The following is an 18,396-nucleotide window of genomic DNA, read 5'->3' as shown; positions in this document are numbered from 1 at the left end:
TAGGACATGACACGCGTCGAATCGAACAACAGTGCGGGCAGCCCGCGGCCGACCGCTGGGCGGGCCGGCCCGATGGATGCTGAAGCCGTACCGGTCGAGGGGGGTTTGCCGCAGGTGGAGGCCGTCATTGTGACGGGCCTATCTGGTGCGGGCCGCGGTACCGCGGCCCGGGTGCTGGAGGATCTCGGCTGGTATGTCGCGGACAACCTACCGCCCGAGCTGATCGGGCGGATGGTCGAACTCGGCGCGTCCGCACAGCCGCCGATCCGCAGGCTTGCCCTGGTCATGGACGTACGCAGCCGGTTCTTCACCGGTGATCTTTCCGTTGTCACCGAACAGTTGCAGGCCCGTGGCGTGCGGACCAGGGTGCTGTTCCTGGAGGCCTCCGACGACGTGCTGATCCGACGCTTCGGCTTTGCCCGCAGGCGCCATCCGCTGCAGAGCGAAAGCACAGACGGCACCCTTTCGGCGGGTATCGCCGCGGAGCGGGTCCGCCTCTCCACCGTGAAAACGGCCGCCGACCTCGTCATCGACACCACCGAACTGTCGGTCCACCAACTGCACCGCAAGCTGGAAGAAGCCTACGGCGGCGGCGCGCCCACCGCGCTGCAGGTGACCGTGCAGTCCTTCGGGTTCAAGTACGGGGTTCCACTGGACGCGGACATGGTGTTGGATGTGCGTTTTCTACCTAATCCACATTGGATACCGGAACTTCGGGAACATTCGGGACAGGAGACCGTGGTCAGCGAGTACGTGCTGTCCCGCCCCGGCGCGGACGACTACCTCCGCACCTGCCACCACCTGGTCGACCTGACGACGAATGGTTACCGCCAAGAGGGGAAGCGATACATGACGGTGGCAGTGGGCTGCACCGGAGGTAAGCACCGCAGCGTCGCGATTGCGGAAGCGCTGGGCGAATTGATGAGCGCGGCGACCGGTGAATCCGGTCCCGCCGATGTCGTGCGGATCGTGCATCGGGATCTGGGGCGCGAATGACCGGGTGGGAATCGAATCCCGCCATCGTTGCGTTGGGTGGCGGGCACGGCCTGTACGCGACGTTGACGGCGGTGCGACGGCTGACGACGAAGATCTGCGCGGTGGTGACCGTCGCCGACGATGGTGGCTCGTCGGGCAGGCTGCGCGCCGAACTAGGTGTACCGCCGCCGGGTGACCTGCGGATGGCGCTGGCCGCGCTGGCCGCCGACAGTGACGACGTGCTGACGCGGACCATCCAGCATCGGTTCGGCGGTACCGGCGCGCTGGCCGGACACTCGGTCGGCAACCTGATACTGGCCGGTCTCACCGAGGTGCTCGGTGATCCGGTGGCCGCGCTCGACGAGGTCGCGAAGATGTTGCGGGTTACCGGCAGAGTGCTGCCGATGTCACCCATCGCGCTCGACATCGAGGCGGATGTCTCTGGGCTGGAAGCGGATCCGCGGGTCAGCCGCTGTATTCGCGGGCAAGTTGCCATCGCGACGACACCGGGCAAGGTGCGGCGGGTGCGGCTGATTCCGTCGGATCCGCCCGCGAGCCAGGAGGCTACCTCGGCCATCGAGCACGCGGATGTGATTGTGCTCGGGCCGGGATCGTGGTTCACCAGCGTGATTCCGCACGTGCTTGTGCCCGAGCTGCGCGACGCGCTGGTGTACACCAGGGCCAGAAAAGTGCTGGTGCTCAACCTCGCCGCCGAGCCAGGTGAGACGGCGGGGTTCTCCGCGGAGCGGCACCTGCATGTATTGTCCCAGCACGCACCGGAATTCGTGGTCGACGAGGTATTGGTCGATTCCGGGTCGGTGCCGGAAGGTCGCGAAAGAGAACATGTGGCCAGGGCTGCCGAACAATTGCGGGCGCGAGTAACCTTCTCCGATGTCGCCGAAGCGGGAACAGACCGGCATCACCCCGGAAAGCTTGCCGCCGCACTGGATCAGCTGATCCGGCAACCTCGGCCACACATGGCAGGGCTTCGAGTCGAGGGACGTCACATGGGTCAGGATGTGCGTTCCGGGTTGGGTGGAAAGGAGCGCGTCTCGTGGCGATGACAGCCGAAGTGAAGGACGAGCTGAGCAGGCTCACGGTCTCGCAGGTGAGTTCTCGCAAGGCGGAACTGTCGGCGCTGCTGCGGTTTGCGGGCGGCCTGCACATCGTCGGCGGGCGGGTGATCGTCGAGGCCGAGGTGGACATGGGTTCCATTGCGCGCAGGTTGCGCAGGGAGATCTTCGAGCTATACGGCTACGGCTCCGATGTGCACGTGCTCGGTGCGGGTGGTCTGCGCAAGACCTCGCGCTATGTGGTGCGCGTGTCCAAGGAGGGCGAGGCGCTGGCCCGGCAGACCGGGCTGCTCGACGTGCGCGGTCGTCCGGTACGCGGACTACCCGCCCAGGTGGTCGGCGGCAGCATCGGCGACGCCGAAGCGGCTTGGCGCGGAGCGTTTCTCGCGCACGGCTCGCTCACCGAGCCGGGTCGTTCGTCGGCGCTGGAGGTCAGCTGCCCCGGTCCCGAGGCGGCGCTCGCGCTGGTCGGTGCCGCGCGGCGGCTCGGCATCACGGCGAAGGCGCGTGAGGTGCGTGGCACCGATCGGGTCGTCGTCCGCGACGGCGAGGCGATCGGCGCGCTGCTCACCAGGATGGGTGCTCAGGACACCAGGCTCACCTGGGAGGAGCGCCGGATGCGCCGTGAGGTGCGTGCCACCGCGAACCGGCTGGCCAACTTCGACGACGCGAACCTGCGCCGCTCGGCCCGCGCCGCGGTTGCCGCCGCGGCCAGAGTGGAACGCGCGCTGGACATCCTCGGCGAGGACGTGCCCGACCATCTGGCGGCCGCTGGCAAGTTGCGCGTCCAGCATCGCCAGGCGTCGCTGGAGGAGCTCGGCCAGCTTGCCGACCCGCCGATGACGAAAGACGCTGTGGCGGGCCGGATTCGGCGTTTGCTGTCGATGGCTGACCGACGTGCCAAGGATTTGGGCGTGCCCGACACCGAATCGGCCGTCACCGCCGAGCTACTCGACGACGCCTGATTCGACGCTCTGCCGCACCCGGCGTCCGCCGGTACCGATTCGGTACAGCCGGACGGAGTCCCTCGACAGTCCGCGCTCGGCCGAGCACACCGCCTGTCGGCACTCGTGCCCGCGGGTTGCCGCTGGGTTCCGGCTTCCGCCGCAACGGCGAGTGCGTCGTGCTACGTGAGGTATCCCGAGCTCACAAATCCAAGGTGCGTGTCGGAGAGGTTACGGGCGGGCATTAGTGTGGTTATGGCATCGGAATGAATCCGCTTGAAAGCTGAGGAGCGATAACGTGACTGTCCGGGTAGGCATCAACGGCTTCGGTCGTATCGGACGTAACTTCTTCCGGGCGGTGGAGGCGCAGAAGGCGCTCGGCACCACCGACATCGAGATCGTCGCGGTCAACGACCTCACCGACAACGCGACCCTCGCGACCCTGCTCAAGTACGACTCGATCCTCGGCCGTTTGCCGCAGGACGTGTCGCTGGACGGCGACGACACCATCGTGGTCGGCGAGCAGCGGATCAAGGCACTGGCCATCAAGGAGGGCCCGGCGGCCCTGCCGTGGGGTGACCTGGGCGTCGACGTGGTCGTCGAGTCCACCGGCATCTTCACCGACGCGACCAAGGCCAAGGGCCACATCGCCGCGGGCGCCAAGAAGGTCATCATCTCCGCGCCCGCCAAGGGCGAGGACCTGACCGTTGTCATGGGCGTCAACGACGACAAGTACGACGGCAGCCAGAACATCATCTCCAACGCCTCGTGCACCACGAACTGCCTCGGGCCGCTGGCGAAGGTCCTCAACGACGAGTTCGGCATCGTCAAGGGCCTGATGACCACCATCCACGCGTACACCCAGGACCAGAACCTGCAGGACGCCCCGCACGCCGACCTGCGTCGTGCCCGCGCTGCCGCGCTGAACATCGTGCCAACCGGCACCGGCGCCGCGAAGGCCATCGGTCTGGTGCTCCCGGACCTGAACGGCAAGCTGGACGGCTACGCGCTGCGCGTGCCGGTCCCGACGGGTTCGGTCACCGACCTCACGGTGCAGCTGTCGAAGTCGGCCTCGCTCGACGAGATCAACGCCGCTTACAAGGCTGCCGCCGAGGGTGCGTTGAAGGGCTACCTGAAGTACAACGTGGACCCGATCGTGTCGAGCGACATCGTCACCGACCCGCACTCGTGCATCTACGACGCGCCGCTGACCAAGGTCATCGACGACCAGGTGAAGGTTGTCGGCTGGTACGACAACGAGTGGGGCTACTCCAACCGCCTCGCCGACCTCATCGGTCTCGTCGGCAAGTCGCTCTGAACCGCATGACTGTCAAGACACTCCAGGATCTGCTGAGCGAGGGTGTCGAGGGTCGGGGTGTGCTGGTGCGCTCCGACCTGAACGTCCCCCTCGACAGTGCCGTTTCGAGCGACCCGCAAGCGATCGCTAGCGGCGGACAGATCACTGACCCCGGCCGCATTATCGCCTCGGTCCCCACCATCAAGGCACTGGTCGAGGCCGGCGCCAAAGTGGTCGTTACCGCGCACCTCGGCCGCCCCAAGGGCGAGCCGGACCCGGCGCTGTCGCTGGCTCCCGTGGCCGCCAAGCTCGCCGAGGAACTGGGCCGCAATGTCCAGCTCGCCGGTGACGTGGTCGGCCAGGACGCGCTCGCGCGTTCGGAAGGCCTCACCGACGGCGACGTGCTGCTGCTGGAGAACATCCGCTTCGATCCGCGTGAGACCAGCAAGGACGACGCCCAGCGGGCCAAGCTCGCCGCGGCGCTCGTCGAGTTGGTCGGCGACGACGGGGCGTTCGTCTCCGACGGCTTCGGTGTCGTGCACCGCAAGCAGGCCTCGGTCTACGACGTCGCGAAGCTGCTGCCGCATTACGCTGGCACGCTGGTCGCCGCCGAGGTCGAGGTGCTCGCGAAGCTGACCGAGAACTCCGAGCGCCCGTACGCCGTCGTGCTCGGTGGCTCGAAGGTCTCCGACAAGCTCGCCGTCATCGAGGCGCTCGCGCCGAAGGTCGACACGCTGGTCATCGGTGGCGGAATGTGCTTCACGTTCCTTGCCGCACAAGGACTTCCGGTGGGAGCGTCGCTGCTGCAGGAAGAGATGATCGACACCTGCAAGGGTCTGCTCGAGCGCTACGCCGACGTCATCCACCTGCCGCGTGACATCGTCGTCGCGGACAAGTTCGCCGCCGATGCGGACACGAAGATCGTTGCGGCCAACGAGATTCCGGACGGCTGGCTGGGTCTGGACATCGGCCCCGAGTCGGTAAACCGGTTCGCGGCACTGCTGACCGAGGCGCGCACCGTCTTCTGGAACGGCCCGATGGGTGTGTTCGAGTTCGAGAAGTTCGAGGCAGGCACCCGCGGTGTTGCCGAGGCGATCGTGACCGCGACCGGCAAGGGCGCGTTCACCGTTGTCGGCGGTGGCGATTCGGCCGCGGCCGTGCGGGCGCTCGGGCTGCCCGAGGACGGTTTCTCGCATATCTCCACCGGCGGCGGCGCGTCGCTGGAATACCTGGAGGGCAAGGAACTTCCGGGCATCGCGGTTCTGGAGGACTGACACTATGGCACGCAAGCCGCTCATCGCGGGCAACTGGAAGATGAACCTCAATCACCTCGAGGCCATCGCTCTGGTGCAGAAGATCGCATTCGCGTTGCCGGAGAAGTACTTCGCCAAGGTCGACGTCACCGTCGTCCCGCCGTTCACCGATCTGCGCAGCGTGCAGACGCTGGTGGAGGGTGACAAGCTGCTGCTCACCTATGGTGCGCAGGACGTATCCACGCACGACGCAGGCGCATACACCGGCGAGATCAGCGGATCCATGCTGGCCAAGCTCGGCTGCACCTTCGTGGTCGTCGGGCACTCGGAGCGGCGGCAGTACCACCTCGAGGATGACGCCACGGTGCTCGCCAAGGCGAAGCAGGCGCTGAAGTACGGGATCACCCCGATCGTCTGCATAGGTGAGGGCCTCAACGTCCGAGAGGCAGGCACACACGTCGAGTACAACCTCGAGCAGCTGCGCGGATCGCTGAAAGGTCTGACGGTCGAAGAGATTTCGAAGGTCGTCATCGCCTACGAGCCGGTATGGGCGATCGGCACCGGCAAGGTCGCCACGCCAGCCGACGCGCAGCAAGTGTGCGGCGCGATACGGGCCGAGCTGGCCGAGCTGGCGAACCCGGAGGTCGCGGCGGGTGTGCGCGTGCTCTACGGCGGTTCGGTGAACGCCAAGAACGTCGGTGAGCTCGTCTCGCAGACGGACATCGACGGCGCGTTGGTCGGTGGCGCTTCGCTCAAGGGTGACGAGTTCGCCACCCTGTCGGCGATCGCCGCGGGCGGCCCACTGCCGTAAGCGTTTTCGTGACGAAGAGCCGGGCATCGATATGATGCCCGGCTCTTCGTTTCGACGGCCCTATTCGGCGCGCAAGGCCAGGCCGTTGCCCTTGTCGTTGCGCAGGGTGAGGGTGTCCGCGTCGATGGTGGCGGTGGTCTTGCCGTCGAGGGCCTCGAGGACGGCGGTCTCGACCTCCATCACCTCTGGCGGACACATCATCCTGGTGCTGGCGACCTGGAAGGTGACGTCAGCGCCTGTGATGGTGGCGCTGCCGGTCAGCCGGTTGCAGCCGCCGCTTCCGGAGACGGCGCCGTCGGGGGCGATGGTGAGGGTCGGTTTCACCTCGTCGATGGTCTGCGATCGGGTCCTGGCGTCGGGGGTGATGGTCTCGGTGACGATCCAGGTGGTGCCGGTCAGCGGCTTGTCGGGCTGGGCGACCTTCTTGTCGAGCAGGTGCACGGTGGAGTGGGCGCCGTGCAGGGTGAGTTGGGTGTCGTCCAATTGCCAGCCGGGCGACGAGTTCAGCAGGTTCGTGAGCCATTCGTCGGTGCCGGCGCGGTCACCCGCGCAGGCCATCAGGGTGCCGGCCAGGGTGGATACCTTCAGCTTGTGGTCGTCGAGGGCGACCGCGCCGCTGTAGGAGTTGCACCCTGCGGCGGCCGAGATCCGATCGGCCGCGAACGTGAGCGTCAGCGGGCCGCCACCAGGGATGGGCACACCTTCGACATCGGTGGAGACGTAGGTGTGGCCCATCGGGGTCGGCGCATGCTCTGGAGATTTCTCCGAGTCGCTGGTGCAGGCAGCCGCCCACAATGCGAGCAAGAGGATCGGACCGAAACGCACGAAGTTAGCCGACATGTTGCGATCCTACCGACGTTACGGTGCCGAAACCGGTATTCGCGACCCCGCCGGGCATTCCGATCCAGCTCGCCGACCGGGATATTGTCGGTGGCCGGGGACCGGGTGCGATCCGATTGTGTACCGCCGGACCGGCATTCCCGGCGCCGAGGCAAGGGTCTGACCGAGTGCGTCGACGAACGCGCCGATTGCGCGATCGGCTCTCGATAAGAAGAGGTCGTCGTTTCCTGACAGGCGGGTCGACTGTAAAGTGCTGGGCGACACTGCATCAACGATCACGTAGACCCGCTGCGCACCCTGGCCGGACCCACCGGGCAGGATGGTCAGCCATGACCGGTAGCGCCGAATCCCCGCGTCCGCGTCGCACCCAGCAGGAACGCCGCGCCGCGACAGTGGCCAAGCTGGTCGACGCCACCATCGCCGCGATCGGTGATATGGGTTATCAGCGTGCCACGGTGCAGGAGATCTGCGGGCGTGCAGGGCTTTCGGTCGGTGCGATGTTCCGGCAGTTCGACAGCAGACTGGATCTGATCGTGCGGACCTCGGAGGAGGTCTTCGCTCGGCAGCTGGATGCTTACCGGGCGTTGATGGAACACCTTGGGGCACAGGATGATTCACTCGATGTCGCGCTGCGCTTCCTGCGTGAGGCGCAATCGTCCTACCTCACCTACGCGCTGCGTGAGATCTACCTGGCGGCCCGTTCCGACGCGGAGCTGCGTACGAGGATCGAGCCAACGGTAGCGAGCTACTACGCCGAGGTCATCGCGGGCGTCGAACAAACCGGCGTACTGCGCCGGTTCCCGCCGCACCTTCGCGAGGCCATGTTCTTCCTTGTCCTGCACCTGTTTTCGGGTGAGGCAATCGTTCGTCCGGTGTACTCGCGCCCCGACCTCGAGGCATCGATGCTGGCATTGGTCGAGGACATGCTGACGACGTACGCCGATTCCCTGCCCAGTGAGGACTAGCGGGCGATCCGCGCATGGCGAAAATGGCGTGCCCCCCACATTGAGCAGGGGCTACGGTCGTTCGATCGGGCAAGCAGCACCTCGGGCAAGCGGGCGTGCCGGTGGAATCGGCTGGAGCGAGCGTCGTGCCCGCACGGAGCGATCGGCGATAGCTGGAGGGCATTGATGCGGTTGTGGACGTTGCAAGCACCGGAAGTCGTCGCCGCGGTGCGGTCCGATGGGCGCTACCTGGCCGAATGGGATCGAGTGATCGTCAACTGGCGGCCCGCGTTCCGGGCGATGGTCGCGGAGATGCGGCGTCGGGACATCATCTCCGATAGCGCGCCGCCGCCCATATGGTGTTGGCCAGGTCGGGCGCTGCGGCGCAACCGAATCCGGCAGCAGGCGAATTCGCTGCTCGGCGATGACCAGTGGGCGCACGGCGTCTGGCTGCTGAAGCTCGACGTCCCCGATTCCCAGACCCTGACCACCTCGTACTCCCGATGGAACGACTACCTCGGCGTCACCATGGACCTCCTGCGCACCAGCGGTCTGTCGGACGGTCCCGCCTTCACAGCCGGCGCCGCACCCATGAATTGGGGTCCTGAACTGGAAAACGACTGGGACCAACCCCAGGTCGTCATCCCCGAGCTGCGCCGCGAGTGGCTTCTCACCGCCCGCCCCTATCCGCCGGACCCCGAGACCGCAGTCCGAATCGCGGCCGACCCACTGCTTCGTGCCTAGCCGAATGCGTCTGGCGCGACTGGTGAATAGGCGCAATCCCTGTCCTGGTGCGCTCGGCGAGCGCAGCTAAGCTCAGCCCCGTGACCACCGCCGACGCAACGATCCCGCTATCCACCTGGGCACCGCTGCGATCGCCGGTCTATCGGGCGCTGTGGATCGCGCAGCTGGTGTCGAACCTGGGCACCTGGATGCAGACCGTGGGTGCGCAGTGGATTCTGGTGGACGAGCCGAATGCGGCGACGCTGGTTTCGTTGGTGCAGACCGCGATCACGCTGCCGGTGATGTTGCTGTCCATCCCGTCGGGGGTGCTCGCCGATCTGGTCGATCGGCGCAGACTGCTGCTCGGTGCGCAGTCGGCGATGGCGTTGCTCGCCGCGTTGCTCACGGTGTCGACCGCGACCGGGCATACCACGCCCGCGGTGCTGCTGACGCTGCTGTTCCTGCTCGGCTGCGGGCAGGCCCTCACCGCGCCCGCGTGGCAGGCGATCCAGCCGGAACTGGTTCCGCGCGAACAGATTACGTCCGCCGCCGCGCTCGGCAGCATGAATATCAACATCGGCCGGGCGGTCGGTCCCGCGGTGGCCGGTGTGCTGGTGACGGTGTCCGGGCCGACCCTGGTCTTCGCGCTCAACGCGGTGTCGTTCGGTGGGATCGTCGCGGCGCTCGCACTGTGGCGCCGCCCGCGGACCGGCCAGAGCCTGCCGACCGAGCGCCCGCTGGCGGCGTTGCAGGCGGGCACCCGCTTTATTCGAGCGGCTCCCGCGATTCGCCGCGTGCTGTTGCGTGCGATCCTTTTCATCGCGCCGGCGAGTGCGTTGTGGGCATTGCTTCCGGTCATCGCGCGCGACCGATTCGGTCTGTCCGCGTCCGGTTACGGGCTGATGCTGGGCGCCCTCGGCATCGGCGCGGTGCTCGGCGCACTTGCGTTGTCGCGATTGCGCTCGATGCTGACCCCGACGCACCGGCTGGCCGTGGCCGCGGTGCTGTTCGGCGCAGCGACGGTGGGCACGGTATTGCTGCACTCGGTGCCGGTGGTGCTTGTCCTGCTGGTCGGCGCGGGGTTGGCCTGGCTGATGGCGATGGCCACATTGAACTCGACCATGCAGTTGTTGTTACCCGCGTGGGTCCGGGCGCGCGGGCTGTCGGTGTACATGCTGGTGTTCATGGGCGGTCAGGCGATCGGGTCGCTGGTCTGGGGTCTGGTCGCCGGTGCTGTCGGCTCGGTGTCGACCATGCTCATTTCTGCCGCGCTGCTCGCCTGTTGCGCGGTTAGCACGCTCTGGCTGCCGATCCGGCACAACGCCGAAGAACTGGACCTGACGCCGTCGGCCTTCTGGCCCGAGCCGCAGCTCGTGGTCGAGCCGGATCCGGCCGACGGCCCGGTACTGGTGTTGCGGACCTATGACGTGCCCGCCGAGAACGTCGACGAGTTCATGGCTGCGATGGCCTTCGTCGGGCGCTCGCGGCAGCGCACCGGCGCGATGGAGTGGCGGTTGTATCGCGACGTCGGTGTGCTCGACCGCTATGTGGAGGCGTTCGTGGTGCGCTCCTGGGCCGAACACATGCACCAGCATCAAGTGCGGCTCACCGCCCAAGATCAACTGCGGGAACGCGCCGTGGCGGCGTTCACCAACGGCGACGACAAGATCACCCATCTCGTCGCGGTGGAGCCGCATTAGGTACGGCAGGGGCTACCCCATAGACTGTCCGACATGCGGATGTTCCTGGATATCCTCCTGATCGTCACCAGCGTGCTGCTGGTGCTGCTGGTGCTGCTGCACCGCGCCAAGGGTGGAGGTTTGTCCAGCCTCTTCGGTGGCGGTGTCCAGTCCAGCCTGTCAGGATCCACTGTCGTCGAGAAGAACCTCGATCGCGTCACCATCTTCACCGGCCTGGTCTGGCTCATCGCCATCCTCGGCATCGGCCTGGAGATCAAGTTCGCCTGACCGGCACGCCGGTCTTACGCCGCAGCTCACAATTCGAGTGAGCTGCGGCGATTTGTGCTGCGAAGCGAAAGTCGGCTGGCCTCCCGTACGACAACGACGGCCGCGGCCGAAGCCGCGATGAGCACTACCGTCGCGATCACGAATGCCACCGTGTAACCGTCGCCGATGACCGGCGCAACCACGAGCGGTCCGAGCATCTGCCCGGATCCGTAGCCCGCGGTCAGCGTCGCCGCGGCTCGGTGGTCCGACAGTTCGGTGCCGACTCGGATCGCGAGCATGGTGATGCCCATGAAGGTGCCGCCGAACAGTGCCGCGGAAACAATGGCGGGCCAGATCGCGGTCGACAGAGTGAGCAGGGCTGCCGATCCGCACTGCGCCAGGAGCGCGACAACCAAGGCCGCCGCCGGTGTCCAGCGGCGGGCGGCCATGCCCCACAGCACAACCGGCGCCGCACCCGCACCGACGATCACCCACATCGCCGAGCCAACGGTCGGGCCGCTGTATGCGCCGACCGCGGCGACAAGGAACGTGCCGATCACGATGTAGCCGACACCCTCGAGGGAATAGGCGACGAGCAACGCACGCCAAGCCCGCGTCGATCGTTGTCTGCTCGAGGTCTCGGTGGCCCGATGACCCGGATGGATGTCGAGTCGGAGTGCGGGAACCAGCAGCACCGCCGTCAATCCCGCCGCTCCCAGCCAGAGCGCCTGCCACGGCAGCACCGGCCGGGCGGCAAGGGCAAGCAGACCTGTCAGCGCAATACCGAGGCCGACGCCGCCGAACGCGATGCCCGCCGCGTGCCCGTGCCCGCCGAGCCGGGCGATCGCCCCGGCGCAGCCGACGAAGAGCACCGCGCTGGCCACCCCGGCGATCAATCGAAGCGCGGTAGGGAGCACCGTCGGTCCCGGCATCACCAACAGCGCTTCGCTCATCACCAGAGTTAAGGCGGCGAGGCGAAAAGATCTGGCGTTGTTCAGATCTGGTCGCCGAGCCAGTAGAAGGGCTCCGGCCAGATAGCCCGCGTAGTTGGCGGCGGCGATCAGCGCTCCTTCGTGTGCGTCGATCCGGTGCGCATCGACCATCGCGGGCATCAGCGGGGTGTAGGCGAAGCGGCCGACTCCCACCGCCGCGGCCAATCCGGCGCCTGCCGCAAGTGCCGGTCCGACGGTGCTACGTGATGCGGGAGCTACGGCTGTATCGGTCACACCACCTGACCGTACGGACCGCCGACCAGGCCGTGAAATGCTTTCTACGCACGATGTATACGCTCGATGCATGGATATCGAGTTGCGGCACCTCAGGGCGTATCTCGCGCTGTGCGAGGAGGCGAACTACACCCGCGCCGCAGCCCGTCTGCACCTCAGCCAGCCCGCGCTCACCCGGACTATCCAACAGCTGGAGCGGCTCGTCGAATGCCGGTTGATCGAACGTTCGTCGCGGCGCTTCGAGCTGACCGAAGAAGGTGCGGAACTACTGACGCACAGTAGAAGGATCATCGCCGATATCGACACCGTCCGTGACGAACTGCGCTCGCGTGCCACCCTCGACGTCGGTTTCTCCTGGCTGCTTCCCGATATCTGGTTCGCGCAGACACGAACTCGCTATGAGGCACTCGGGGGCCGCATCTCGCTGCATCGCGTCGAGGATCCGTTGGCCGCGCTGGAGGACCGCTCGATTGACATAGCGATCCACCGCAAGGAGATTCGACTCCCGCGCCACCTAGCGTCGCGTGTCATCGGGACCGAGGACCGCATGCTCGCGGTCTCGGTGAACTCCCCACTCGCACACGCCGACGACCTGCGCTGGGCAGATCTCGCCCGCTACCCGTTGGTCGTCAATGTCGTATCGGGCACGATCCACGCTGGTTCGTGGGATCCACCCGACCCGGATCGCACCATCATCACCTGCACGAATTTCGATGAATGGATCGAACTCGTTGCGGCGGACCGGGGCATCGGCGGCGTCCCCACACTGGCTCGCACCCGCGCTCCGCACCCCGGCGTGGTCTATCGCGACATCCCGGATGCCCCACCTTCGAATATCTATCTCACCTGGCGCGCGAAGCCGGCCCCGTCGCGGTCGGTGCAGCGTTTTCTCGGGATCGCTTGAGAGGCAACGCCAGTCGAGACACGGGCAACACTGCCGCAGAGTATTACGACTGTGGCAACGCACAGTGCGTCCGTGCTCGTACCGCGCCTTCGAGGGTCTGGATGCGCAGGTGAGGTGCGCTGGTCCGGGAGTCAGTCGGCGCGCGGGATGCGGCCGTCCACGTCTGTGAATCCGTACTGCTCGGCGAGATCGGCGATCCGCCAGGTCAGGCCGGTCCTGGCGCGGCGGTCGGGGTCGGTGGCGAGGGCGACGACCGCGCGGCCGGGGAATCGGGGGGATTCGGCGGCGTCGAGGTCGAAGGTGCCTTCGCCTGGCAGCGTGACCAAGCGCCGGCCCTGCTCATCTGCCGGAACCAGCTGCAGTAGTTCGGTATTCACGATCCCTGGCCACAGCGAGACCACGGTGACGCCGGTATCGGCGAGATCGTGGGCCATATCGGCGGTGAGCCGGTCCAGTGCGGTCTTCGCGACGCCGTACACGGCATTGTGCATGTAGCGCTGCGAACCCGGCGAGGAGATGTTGGCGATCAATCCCGCCGACTCGATCAGCAGTGGCGCGGCGAATGCGCTTGCCACGTAATGGGATCGGACGCCGACATCGAACGTCTCGTCCCACGCGGTCGGCGGCACCTCCCAGAATGGTTTGCCGAGCCAGCGGGCGGCGGCAGGGGAGTTGTAGACGTTGTTCACCAGCACGTCCAGTCGGCCGCGCTCATCGCGCACGCGAGTGAATAGGCGCTGGACCGCGTCGTCGTCGCGATGGTCGCACACGAACGGTATCCCGTGGCCGCCGAGGGCATCGATCTCTGCGGCCGTCTCATGCACCGTCCCCGGCAGCCGTCCGGCCGCGGCCGAGCGCCCGGTGACATACACCGTCGCGCCTGCCGCGCCCAGTTCCAGCGCGACGCCCTTGCCGATTCCGCGGCTGGCTCCGGTGACGACGGCTACGCGGCCGCCGAGTAAGTGAGGTATTCCGTTCACGATCTCGGGACATTACCTTGAAATAAGAACACGTTCTATGCTTTGGAGGCCGCAGTGGAGTTGACCCATCGGTTCGTGGCGACCAATGGCATTCGAATGCACGTCGCCGAACAGGGCGAAGGGCATCCGGTGATCTTCTGCCACGGCTTCCCGCATACGTGGTTCATCTGGCATCGCCAGCTGGCAGCGGTCGCGGCGGCGGGCTACCGGGCCATCGCGCCGGACCTGCGCGGCTATGGCCGCACCGAAGCCCCTGCCGAGTTGGAGGCATACACGAATCGCGCGGTGATCGACGACCTCCTCGGCCTGCTCGACGATATCGGCGCGGAGGAGGCCGTGTTCGTCGGCTTGGATTTCGGCGCCGCGTTGGTCTGGGAGCTGGCATTACGCGCGCCGGAACGCGTGCGCGGCATCATTGTGCTCAACAACCCCTTTGCCCCGCGCCCACCGCGCGCGCCGTCGCAACTGTGGGCCAAAGCCGCGCAGCGCCACTTCCTGCACCTGCATTACTTCCAAACGCCCGGTGTCGCCGACGCTGAACTCGGCGCCGACCCGAGGGCATTCCTGGCCCGCGTCTACTACTCGCTCAGCGCCGACTATCACTATCTGGACACCTGGCGCTTCCCACCGGAAGGCACCGGCTACCTCGACGTGCTGCCCGAAGCCCCACCGCTGCCGTGGGGCTGGCTGTCCGGCGACGAATTGGACATCCTGGCAAAGGATTTCGAACGCACCGGCTTCACCGGCGGCCTGAACTGGTACCGCGCCCTCGACCGCAACTGGGAACTCACCGCCGACTACGCGGAAGCCACGGTAACCCCGCCCACCTACTTCCTCTACGGCGACCGCGACCCCGATATGGAGGGTTTCAGCGGGCGAGACCCATTGGCCACCCTGCGAGACAACGTCCCGGACCTCCGTGATGTCACCAAGATCGACGGCGCTGGCCACCTGGTTCAGCTGGAGCGGTCGGCAGAAGTCAACGCCTTGATCACCGCCCACCTGCGCGAGCTCGCTCCGGTACCTGTTCCGGAGTGACGATCGGGGAGAAATGCGGCGCCCAACGCTCCCACGACTCCGATGCCGGCCAGAGTGTAGGCCGTGTGCGGCCGGACGGTTCGGCGCGCGCCGCGCCGCGCCTGAGCCCCGAATGGCTGATCAGGCCGACAAGTCCGAAGGATGACTACTTGTATTCGGAGGCCAGTTCCGGATATTCGGGCCACTGGGGGAGCGGCTGCCGGTCCAGGTAGGCGGTGAGGCGGTCCAGGAGGTACTGCCAGCGCGGCCCGATCGTGCCGGCGTCGGTGGGGCACACATGTCGGCGGATCAGCTCGACATTCGTGACAACGCCGACCTGGGTCATGCGCACCTCGAGGACACACCCGTCGATCCGCGCGACCAGTTCGTGCGGCGCGGTGCACTCCTCCACGTGCACCGTGATCGGCCCGATCGCCGGGCCATCGATCGGCTCGATCGTCAGGTCACCACCCGCCCCCGACACGGTCCCGAACCAGCGCCCCAACTGCCGCCGCTCCGTGCACGCCGACCACACCTCCAACACCGGCCTACGAAACGACCGCAAGTAATGCAGCAACACCAAATCGCCGTCGGTCGCGCGATCGTGCTCGGGCCGCACCTCGCCGAGCATGGACATCGTGGTCATCGCCGTGCCCTCCCACTGCCGGTTACCGTTCTACCCACTGTATTTCCAGTTGCCACCAACCGAATCCGAATCGCCCAACAGTCTGGAAACAACCGCATCCCTTCTCGAGGTCCGTACCCAAGTGCCCGCGGAGAGTGCGGAACCCGACAAAGGATGCGGATGGTCGAGGTGGGGGAGGTCAGTCGTCGGTTTGGGTCCAGGCGGCTACGGGGAAGTTCAGGTAGACGCCGAAGTCTTCGAGGAGGGTGGCTTCCGAGACCAGGTGGTGGAGCAGGTCGCAGCGGTCTTGGCGGTTTTCGGCTCGGCTCTGGAACCACTTGGAGCGGACCTCGATGACGGCGTCGAGGCCGCTTTGGTCGAAGGGGCCGAGTTGGCGGAAGCGGATTTCGATGTCGCCGGGCTGGAGGTCACCGTCGTAGGGCTCTTCCGGGCATTCCACGGCCACCGACACGATATGCGGCAGGTGCTTTCCGAGGTCGCGCAGGACGGACTCTGGGACGTGGGGAGCGTAGGTGACCTCGACTAGTGGCACGGCTTCAGCCTAGCCAGGTGGTATCAGGGCTCGGCAAGGAGTTTTCCGGCTGCGGCTTCGATGTGGTCTTCGTCCAGCAGGACCGTATCGGCGGCAGGGCCGAGGGGGACGAAGCTGTCCTCACTGGTGACGCGGGCGAGGCGACCGGCGAAACCGGCGTCGATGAGGGCGGCGCAGATGGGCTCGGAGACGCCGCCGGAACGGCGGGTTTCGTCGGCGACGAGGACCCGGCCGGTGGCGCGGGCGTGGTGGAGTAAGTCTTCGATAGGCAGCGGCGCCAGCCAGCGCAGATCGAGTACCCGGGTAGCGATGCCGCGTTCGGAGAGTCGCCGGGCGACGCGCAGACTCATCGGCACACCGTTGGCGAAGCTGACGATGGTGAGGTCGGTGCCGTCGCCGTAGACGCGAGCGCGGCCGATCTCGACGTGATCGGCCGCGGGCTCGGCGAGCCAGCCGCCGTCGCCGGGCTGGTGCAGGTCACGGGTGTGGTACAGCGCAATGGGCTCGAGGAAGACGCACACGCGCCCGTCGACGCGGGCGGCGGAGACGCACGTGCGGAGCATCGCGGCAGCATCGTCCGCACGGGACGGAGACGCCAGGATGATGCCGGGGATGTCACGCAATGCCGCGATCGAGTTGTCGTTGTGGAAGTGCCCGCCGAAACCCTTCTGGTACGCATAGCCGGCAATGCGGATCACCATCGGATTCCGGTATTGCCCCTGCGAGAAGAACTGCAGCGTAGCGGCCTCGCCGCGCAGCTGATCGGCCGCGTTGTGGAGGTAAGCCAGATACTGGATCTCCGGAATCGGGACGAAACCGGCAAGCGCGGTGCCGAGGGCGGTGCCGAGCACGCTCTGCTCGTCGAGCAGCGTGTCGAAGACTCGCCGTGCGCCGAACGCTTTCTGCAGTCCCTTGGTGACGCCGTACACGCCACCCTTCCGCCCGACATCCTCACCGAACACCAGCACGTCGTGGTCGCGCGCCAGCAGCGCACCGAGGGTGTGATTGATCGCTTGCGCGAGCGTCATCGAATCGACAGCCGTCGCGTCCTGATTCGTTTGCCGGCCGTGTAGTGCGGGAGCTTTTGCATCGGTGTCGATAGGATCTCGCCGAAGCACATCGGCTTGTACAACGTCCGGATGCGATGGCGCGAGCGGCGCCATGACCGCGGCGGCGGAGGTCAGTTTGGTTTCGCGCCAGACCAATTCGGCCGTGGCGGCGACGCGGCCGCGGATGTCGTCGTAGATGTCGATGACTTGGTCGGGTGTCGTCACGCCGACGGTGACGAGCAGTCGGGCCGTTTCGGTGACCGGGTCGCGCAGGAGATCGGTGGCGATATCGGCGGGGCGGCGGTATGCGGCTTCGACGTCGGAGCCGGCGTGTCCCATCAGCCGCACCGTGCGCAGGCGCAGGAAGGCCGGCTTGCGGGTTTCACGAACCCAGTCCGCGGCGGCGTTCGCGGTTGTCATCGCGTCGAGCGCATCCCAGCCGTCCGCGCAGAAGTACTCCAGACCGGGGCGCAGGCCGTAGGCGTCCTCGATCCAGTCCGGTGGGGTCGGTACGCTGATGCCGATCCCGTTGTCCTCGCAGACGAACAGGACGGGCATCGGGATCCCTTGGTGGGCAGTATGAATCGCGGTATTGATCGCGCCCGCCGCGGTGGAGTGATTGGCCGACGCGTCGCCGAAGCTGCACAGCACGACGGCATCTGTCGGCCATTCGCTGGTGACCCCGAGTCGGGCCGCGCGACCGATCGCGAATCCGAGCCCGACCGCGCGCGGCAGATGGGACGCGATCGTCGAGGTCTGCGGAATCACACCGGCCGCCTTGCTCCCGAAGACCTTGTGCCTGCCCCCCGATATCGGGTCTGCGGCCGCCGCGACAACGCCGAGCAACACGTCGCGGATCGGGTCGAGACCGGCCACCTGGCGTGCGCGATGCACGAAGAACGCCCCGGAACGATAGTGCAGTAACGCGGGATCGGTCGGTCGCAGCGCGGCGGCAACAGCCGCGTTGCCCTCATGTCCGGACGATCCGATGCTGTAGTAGCCGCGTCGGGCGCTGCCGAGCCTGCGCGCCGCGAGATCGAGCTGCCTGCTCGTCGCCTGCGATTCGAACAGTTCCAGGCACAACGCGCCCGTAACCTGCCCACCCGGGTCGATCGGCTGCTCAGCCGGACGACTCGGACTCGACGTCAGCGCCGCGATCTCGGTGCGAAACCGGCCATCGAGGTCGACTCCCTGCTCGGTCATCGAACGATCATCCCGGACTCGGCGCCGCTCGGT

Annotated in this window: 18 protein-coding genes; 12 read left to right on the top strand and 6 right to left on the bottom strand. The window is 66.9% G+C overall.

Features of this window, described 5'->3' with window-relative positions:
* Positions 1-72 precede the first annotated feature (72 nt).
* The 6 genes from rapZ (at position 73) to tpiA (ending at position 6,353) form a co-directional block, all read left to right on the top strand.
* Positions 73-996 (top strand): RNase adapter RapZ, encoded by a 924-nt coding sequence (rapZ, locus tag ACFQZZ_RS06110; protein ID WP_378676405.1) that lies wholly within the window; start codon positions 73-75, stop codon positions 994-996.
* Positions 993-2,039, top strand: coding sequence for a uridine diphosphate-N-acetylglucosamine-binding protein YvcK (yvcK, locus tag ACFQZZ_RS06105; protein WP_378675166.1), 1,047 nt, complete (start codon positions 993-995; stop codon positions 2,037-2,039). Before rapZ ends, yvcK begins: the two co-directional genes overlap by 4 nt.
* A complete protein-coding gene (gene whiA / locus ACFQZZ_RS06100) occupies positions 2,030-3,013 on the top strand; it encodes a DNA-binding protein WhiA (protein ID WP_378675163.1) in 984 nt (327 codons plus the stop codon). Before yvcK ends, whiA begins: the two co-directional genes overlap by 10 nt.
* A gap of 277 nt (positions 3,014-3,290) precedes the next feature.
* A complete protein-coding gene (gap, locus tag ACFQZZ_RS06095; protein WP_378675160.1) occupies positions 3,291-4,310 on the top strand; it encodes a type I glyceraldehyde-3-phosphate dehydrogenase in 1,020 nt (339 codons plus the stop codon).
* Between the two features lie 5 nt (positions 4,311-4,315).
* Positions 4,316-5,563 (top strand): phosphoglycerate kinase, encoded by a 1,248-nt coding sequence (locus ACFQZZ_RS06090; RefSeq protein ID WP_378675157.1) that lies wholly within the window; start codon positions 4,316-4,318, stop codon positions 5,561-5,563.
* A gap of 4 nt (positions 5,564-5,567) precedes the next feature.
* Entirely contained in the window at positions 5,568-6,353 is a 786-nt protein-coding gene (gene tpiA / locus ACFQZZ_RS06085; protein WP_378675154.1) for a triose-phosphate isomerase, read from the top strand.
* Between the two features lie 60 nt (positions 6,354-6,413).
* Here tpiA and ACFQZZ_RS06080 read toward each other — a convergent pair whose 3' ends face one another.
* Positions 6,414-7,193 (bottom strand): META domain-containing protein, encoded by a 780-nt coding sequence (locus tag ACFQZZ_RS06080; protein ID WP_378675151.1) that lies wholly within the window; start codon positions 7,191-7,193, stop codon positions 6,414-6,416.
* Between the two features lie 329 nt (positions 7,194-7,522).
* Between ACFQZZ_RS06080 and ACFQZZ_RS06075 the strand changes: the two genes are divergently transcribed.
* The 4 genes from ACFQZZ_RS06075 (at position 7,523) to secG (ending at position 10,827) form a co-directional block, all read left to right on the top strand.
* On the top strand, positions 7,523-8,158 hold the full coding sequence (locus tag ACFQZZ_RS06075; RefSeq protein WP_378675148.1) for a TetR/AcrR family transcriptional regulator: 636 nt from the start codon (positions 7,523-7,525) through the stop codon (positions 8,156-8,158).
* A gap of 165 nt (positions 8,159-8,323) precedes the next feature.
* Positions 8,324-8,881, top strand: coding sequence for a hypothetical protein (locus ACFQZZ_RS06070; RefSeq protein WP_378675145.1), 558 nt, complete (start codon positions 8,324-8,326; stop codon positions 8,879-8,881).
* An 80-nt stretch (positions 8,882-8,961) separates the two neighbouring features.
* On the top strand, positions 8,962-10,560 hold the full coding sequence (locus tag ACFQZZ_RS06065; protein ID WP_378675142.1) for an MFS transporter: 1,599 nt from the start codon (positions 8,962-8,964) through the stop codon (positions 10,558-10,560).
* A gap of 33 nt (positions 10,561-10,593) precedes the next feature.
* Positions 10,594-10,827 (top strand): preprotein translocase subunit SecG, encoded by a 234-nt coding sequence (gene secG, locus ACFQZZ_RS06060; RefSeq protein WP_328402986.1) that lies wholly within the window; start codon positions 10,594-10,596, stop codon positions 10,825-10,827.
* 26 nt (positions 10,828-10,853) lie between these two features.
* Here secG and ACFQZZ_RS06055 read toward each other — a convergent pair whose 3' ends face one another.
* Entirely contained in the window at positions 10,854-12,032 is a 1,179-nt protein-coding gene (locus tag ACFQZZ_RS06055) for a YbfB/YjiJ family MFS transporter (RefSeq protein WP_378675140.1), read from the bottom strand.
* 70 nt (positions 12,033-12,102) lie between these two features.
* On the opposite strand from ACFQZZ_RS06055, the gene ACFQZZ_RS06050 reads away from it, so the two are divergent.
* Entirely contained in the window at positions 12,103-12,936 is an 834-nt protein-coding gene (locus tag ACFQZZ_RS06050; RefSeq protein WP_378675137.1) for a LysR family transcriptional regulator, read from the top strand.
* Between the two features lie 131 nt (positions 12,937-13,067).
* Here ACFQZZ_RS06050 and ACFQZZ_RS06045 read toward each other — a convergent pair whose 3' ends face one another.
* Positions 13,068-13,916: an SDR family NAD(P)-dependent oxidoreductase gene (locus ACFQZZ_RS06045; protein ID WP_378675134.1), complete on the bottom strand. Its 849-nt coding sequence runs from the start codon at positions 13,914-13,916 to the stop codon at positions 13,068-13,070.
* Positions 13,917-13,970: 54 nt separating this feature from the next.
* On the opposite strand from ACFQZZ_RS06045, the gene ACFQZZ_RS06040 reads away from it, so the two are divergent.
* A complete protein-coding gene (locus tag ACFQZZ_RS06040) occupies positions 13,971-14,954 on the top strand; it encodes an alpha/beta fold hydrolase (protein ID WP_378675131.1) in 984 nt (327 codons plus the stop codon).
* A gap of 145 nt (positions 14,955-15,099) precedes the next feature.
* Here ACFQZZ_RS06040 and ACFQZZ_RS06035 read toward each other — a convergent pair whose 3' ends face one another.
* The 3 genes from ACFQZZ_RS06035 to ACFQZZ_RS06025 all read right to left on the bottom strand — a co-directional run bounded on the left by ACFQZZ_RS06035 (position 15,100) and on the right by ACFQZZ_RS06025 (position 18,363).
* Positions 15,100-15,579 carry a hypothetical protein gene (locus ACFQZZ_RS06035; protein ID WP_378675128.1) on the bottom strand — a complete coding sequence of 160 codons (480 nt, stop codon included), beginning with the start codon at positions 15,577-15,579 and terminating at the stop codon, positions 15,100-15,102.
* 178 nt (positions 15,580-15,757) lie between these two features.
* On the bottom strand, positions 15,758-16,111 hold the full coding sequence (locus ACFQZZ_RS06030) for a hypothetical protein (protein ID WP_378675125.1): 354 nt from the start codon (positions 16,109-16,111) through the stop codon (positions 15,758-15,760).
* 23 nt (positions 16,112-16,134) lie between these two features.
* A complete protein-coding gene (locus tag ACFQZZ_RS06025) occupies positions 16,135-18,363 on the bottom strand; it encodes a thiamine pyrophosphate-dependent enzyme (protein WP_378675122.1) in 2,229 nt (742 codons plus the stop codon).
* Positions 18,364-18,396: the final 33 nt, after the last annotated feature.

Source organism: Nocardia sp. GCM10030253 (assembly GCF_042675075.1).
In the GTDB taxonomy this organism is placed as follows: Bacteria; Actinomycetota; Actinomycetes; order Mycobacteriales; family Mycobacteriaceae; genus Nocardia.
This window is presented reverse-complemented; position numbering and strand designations above follow the sequence as displayed.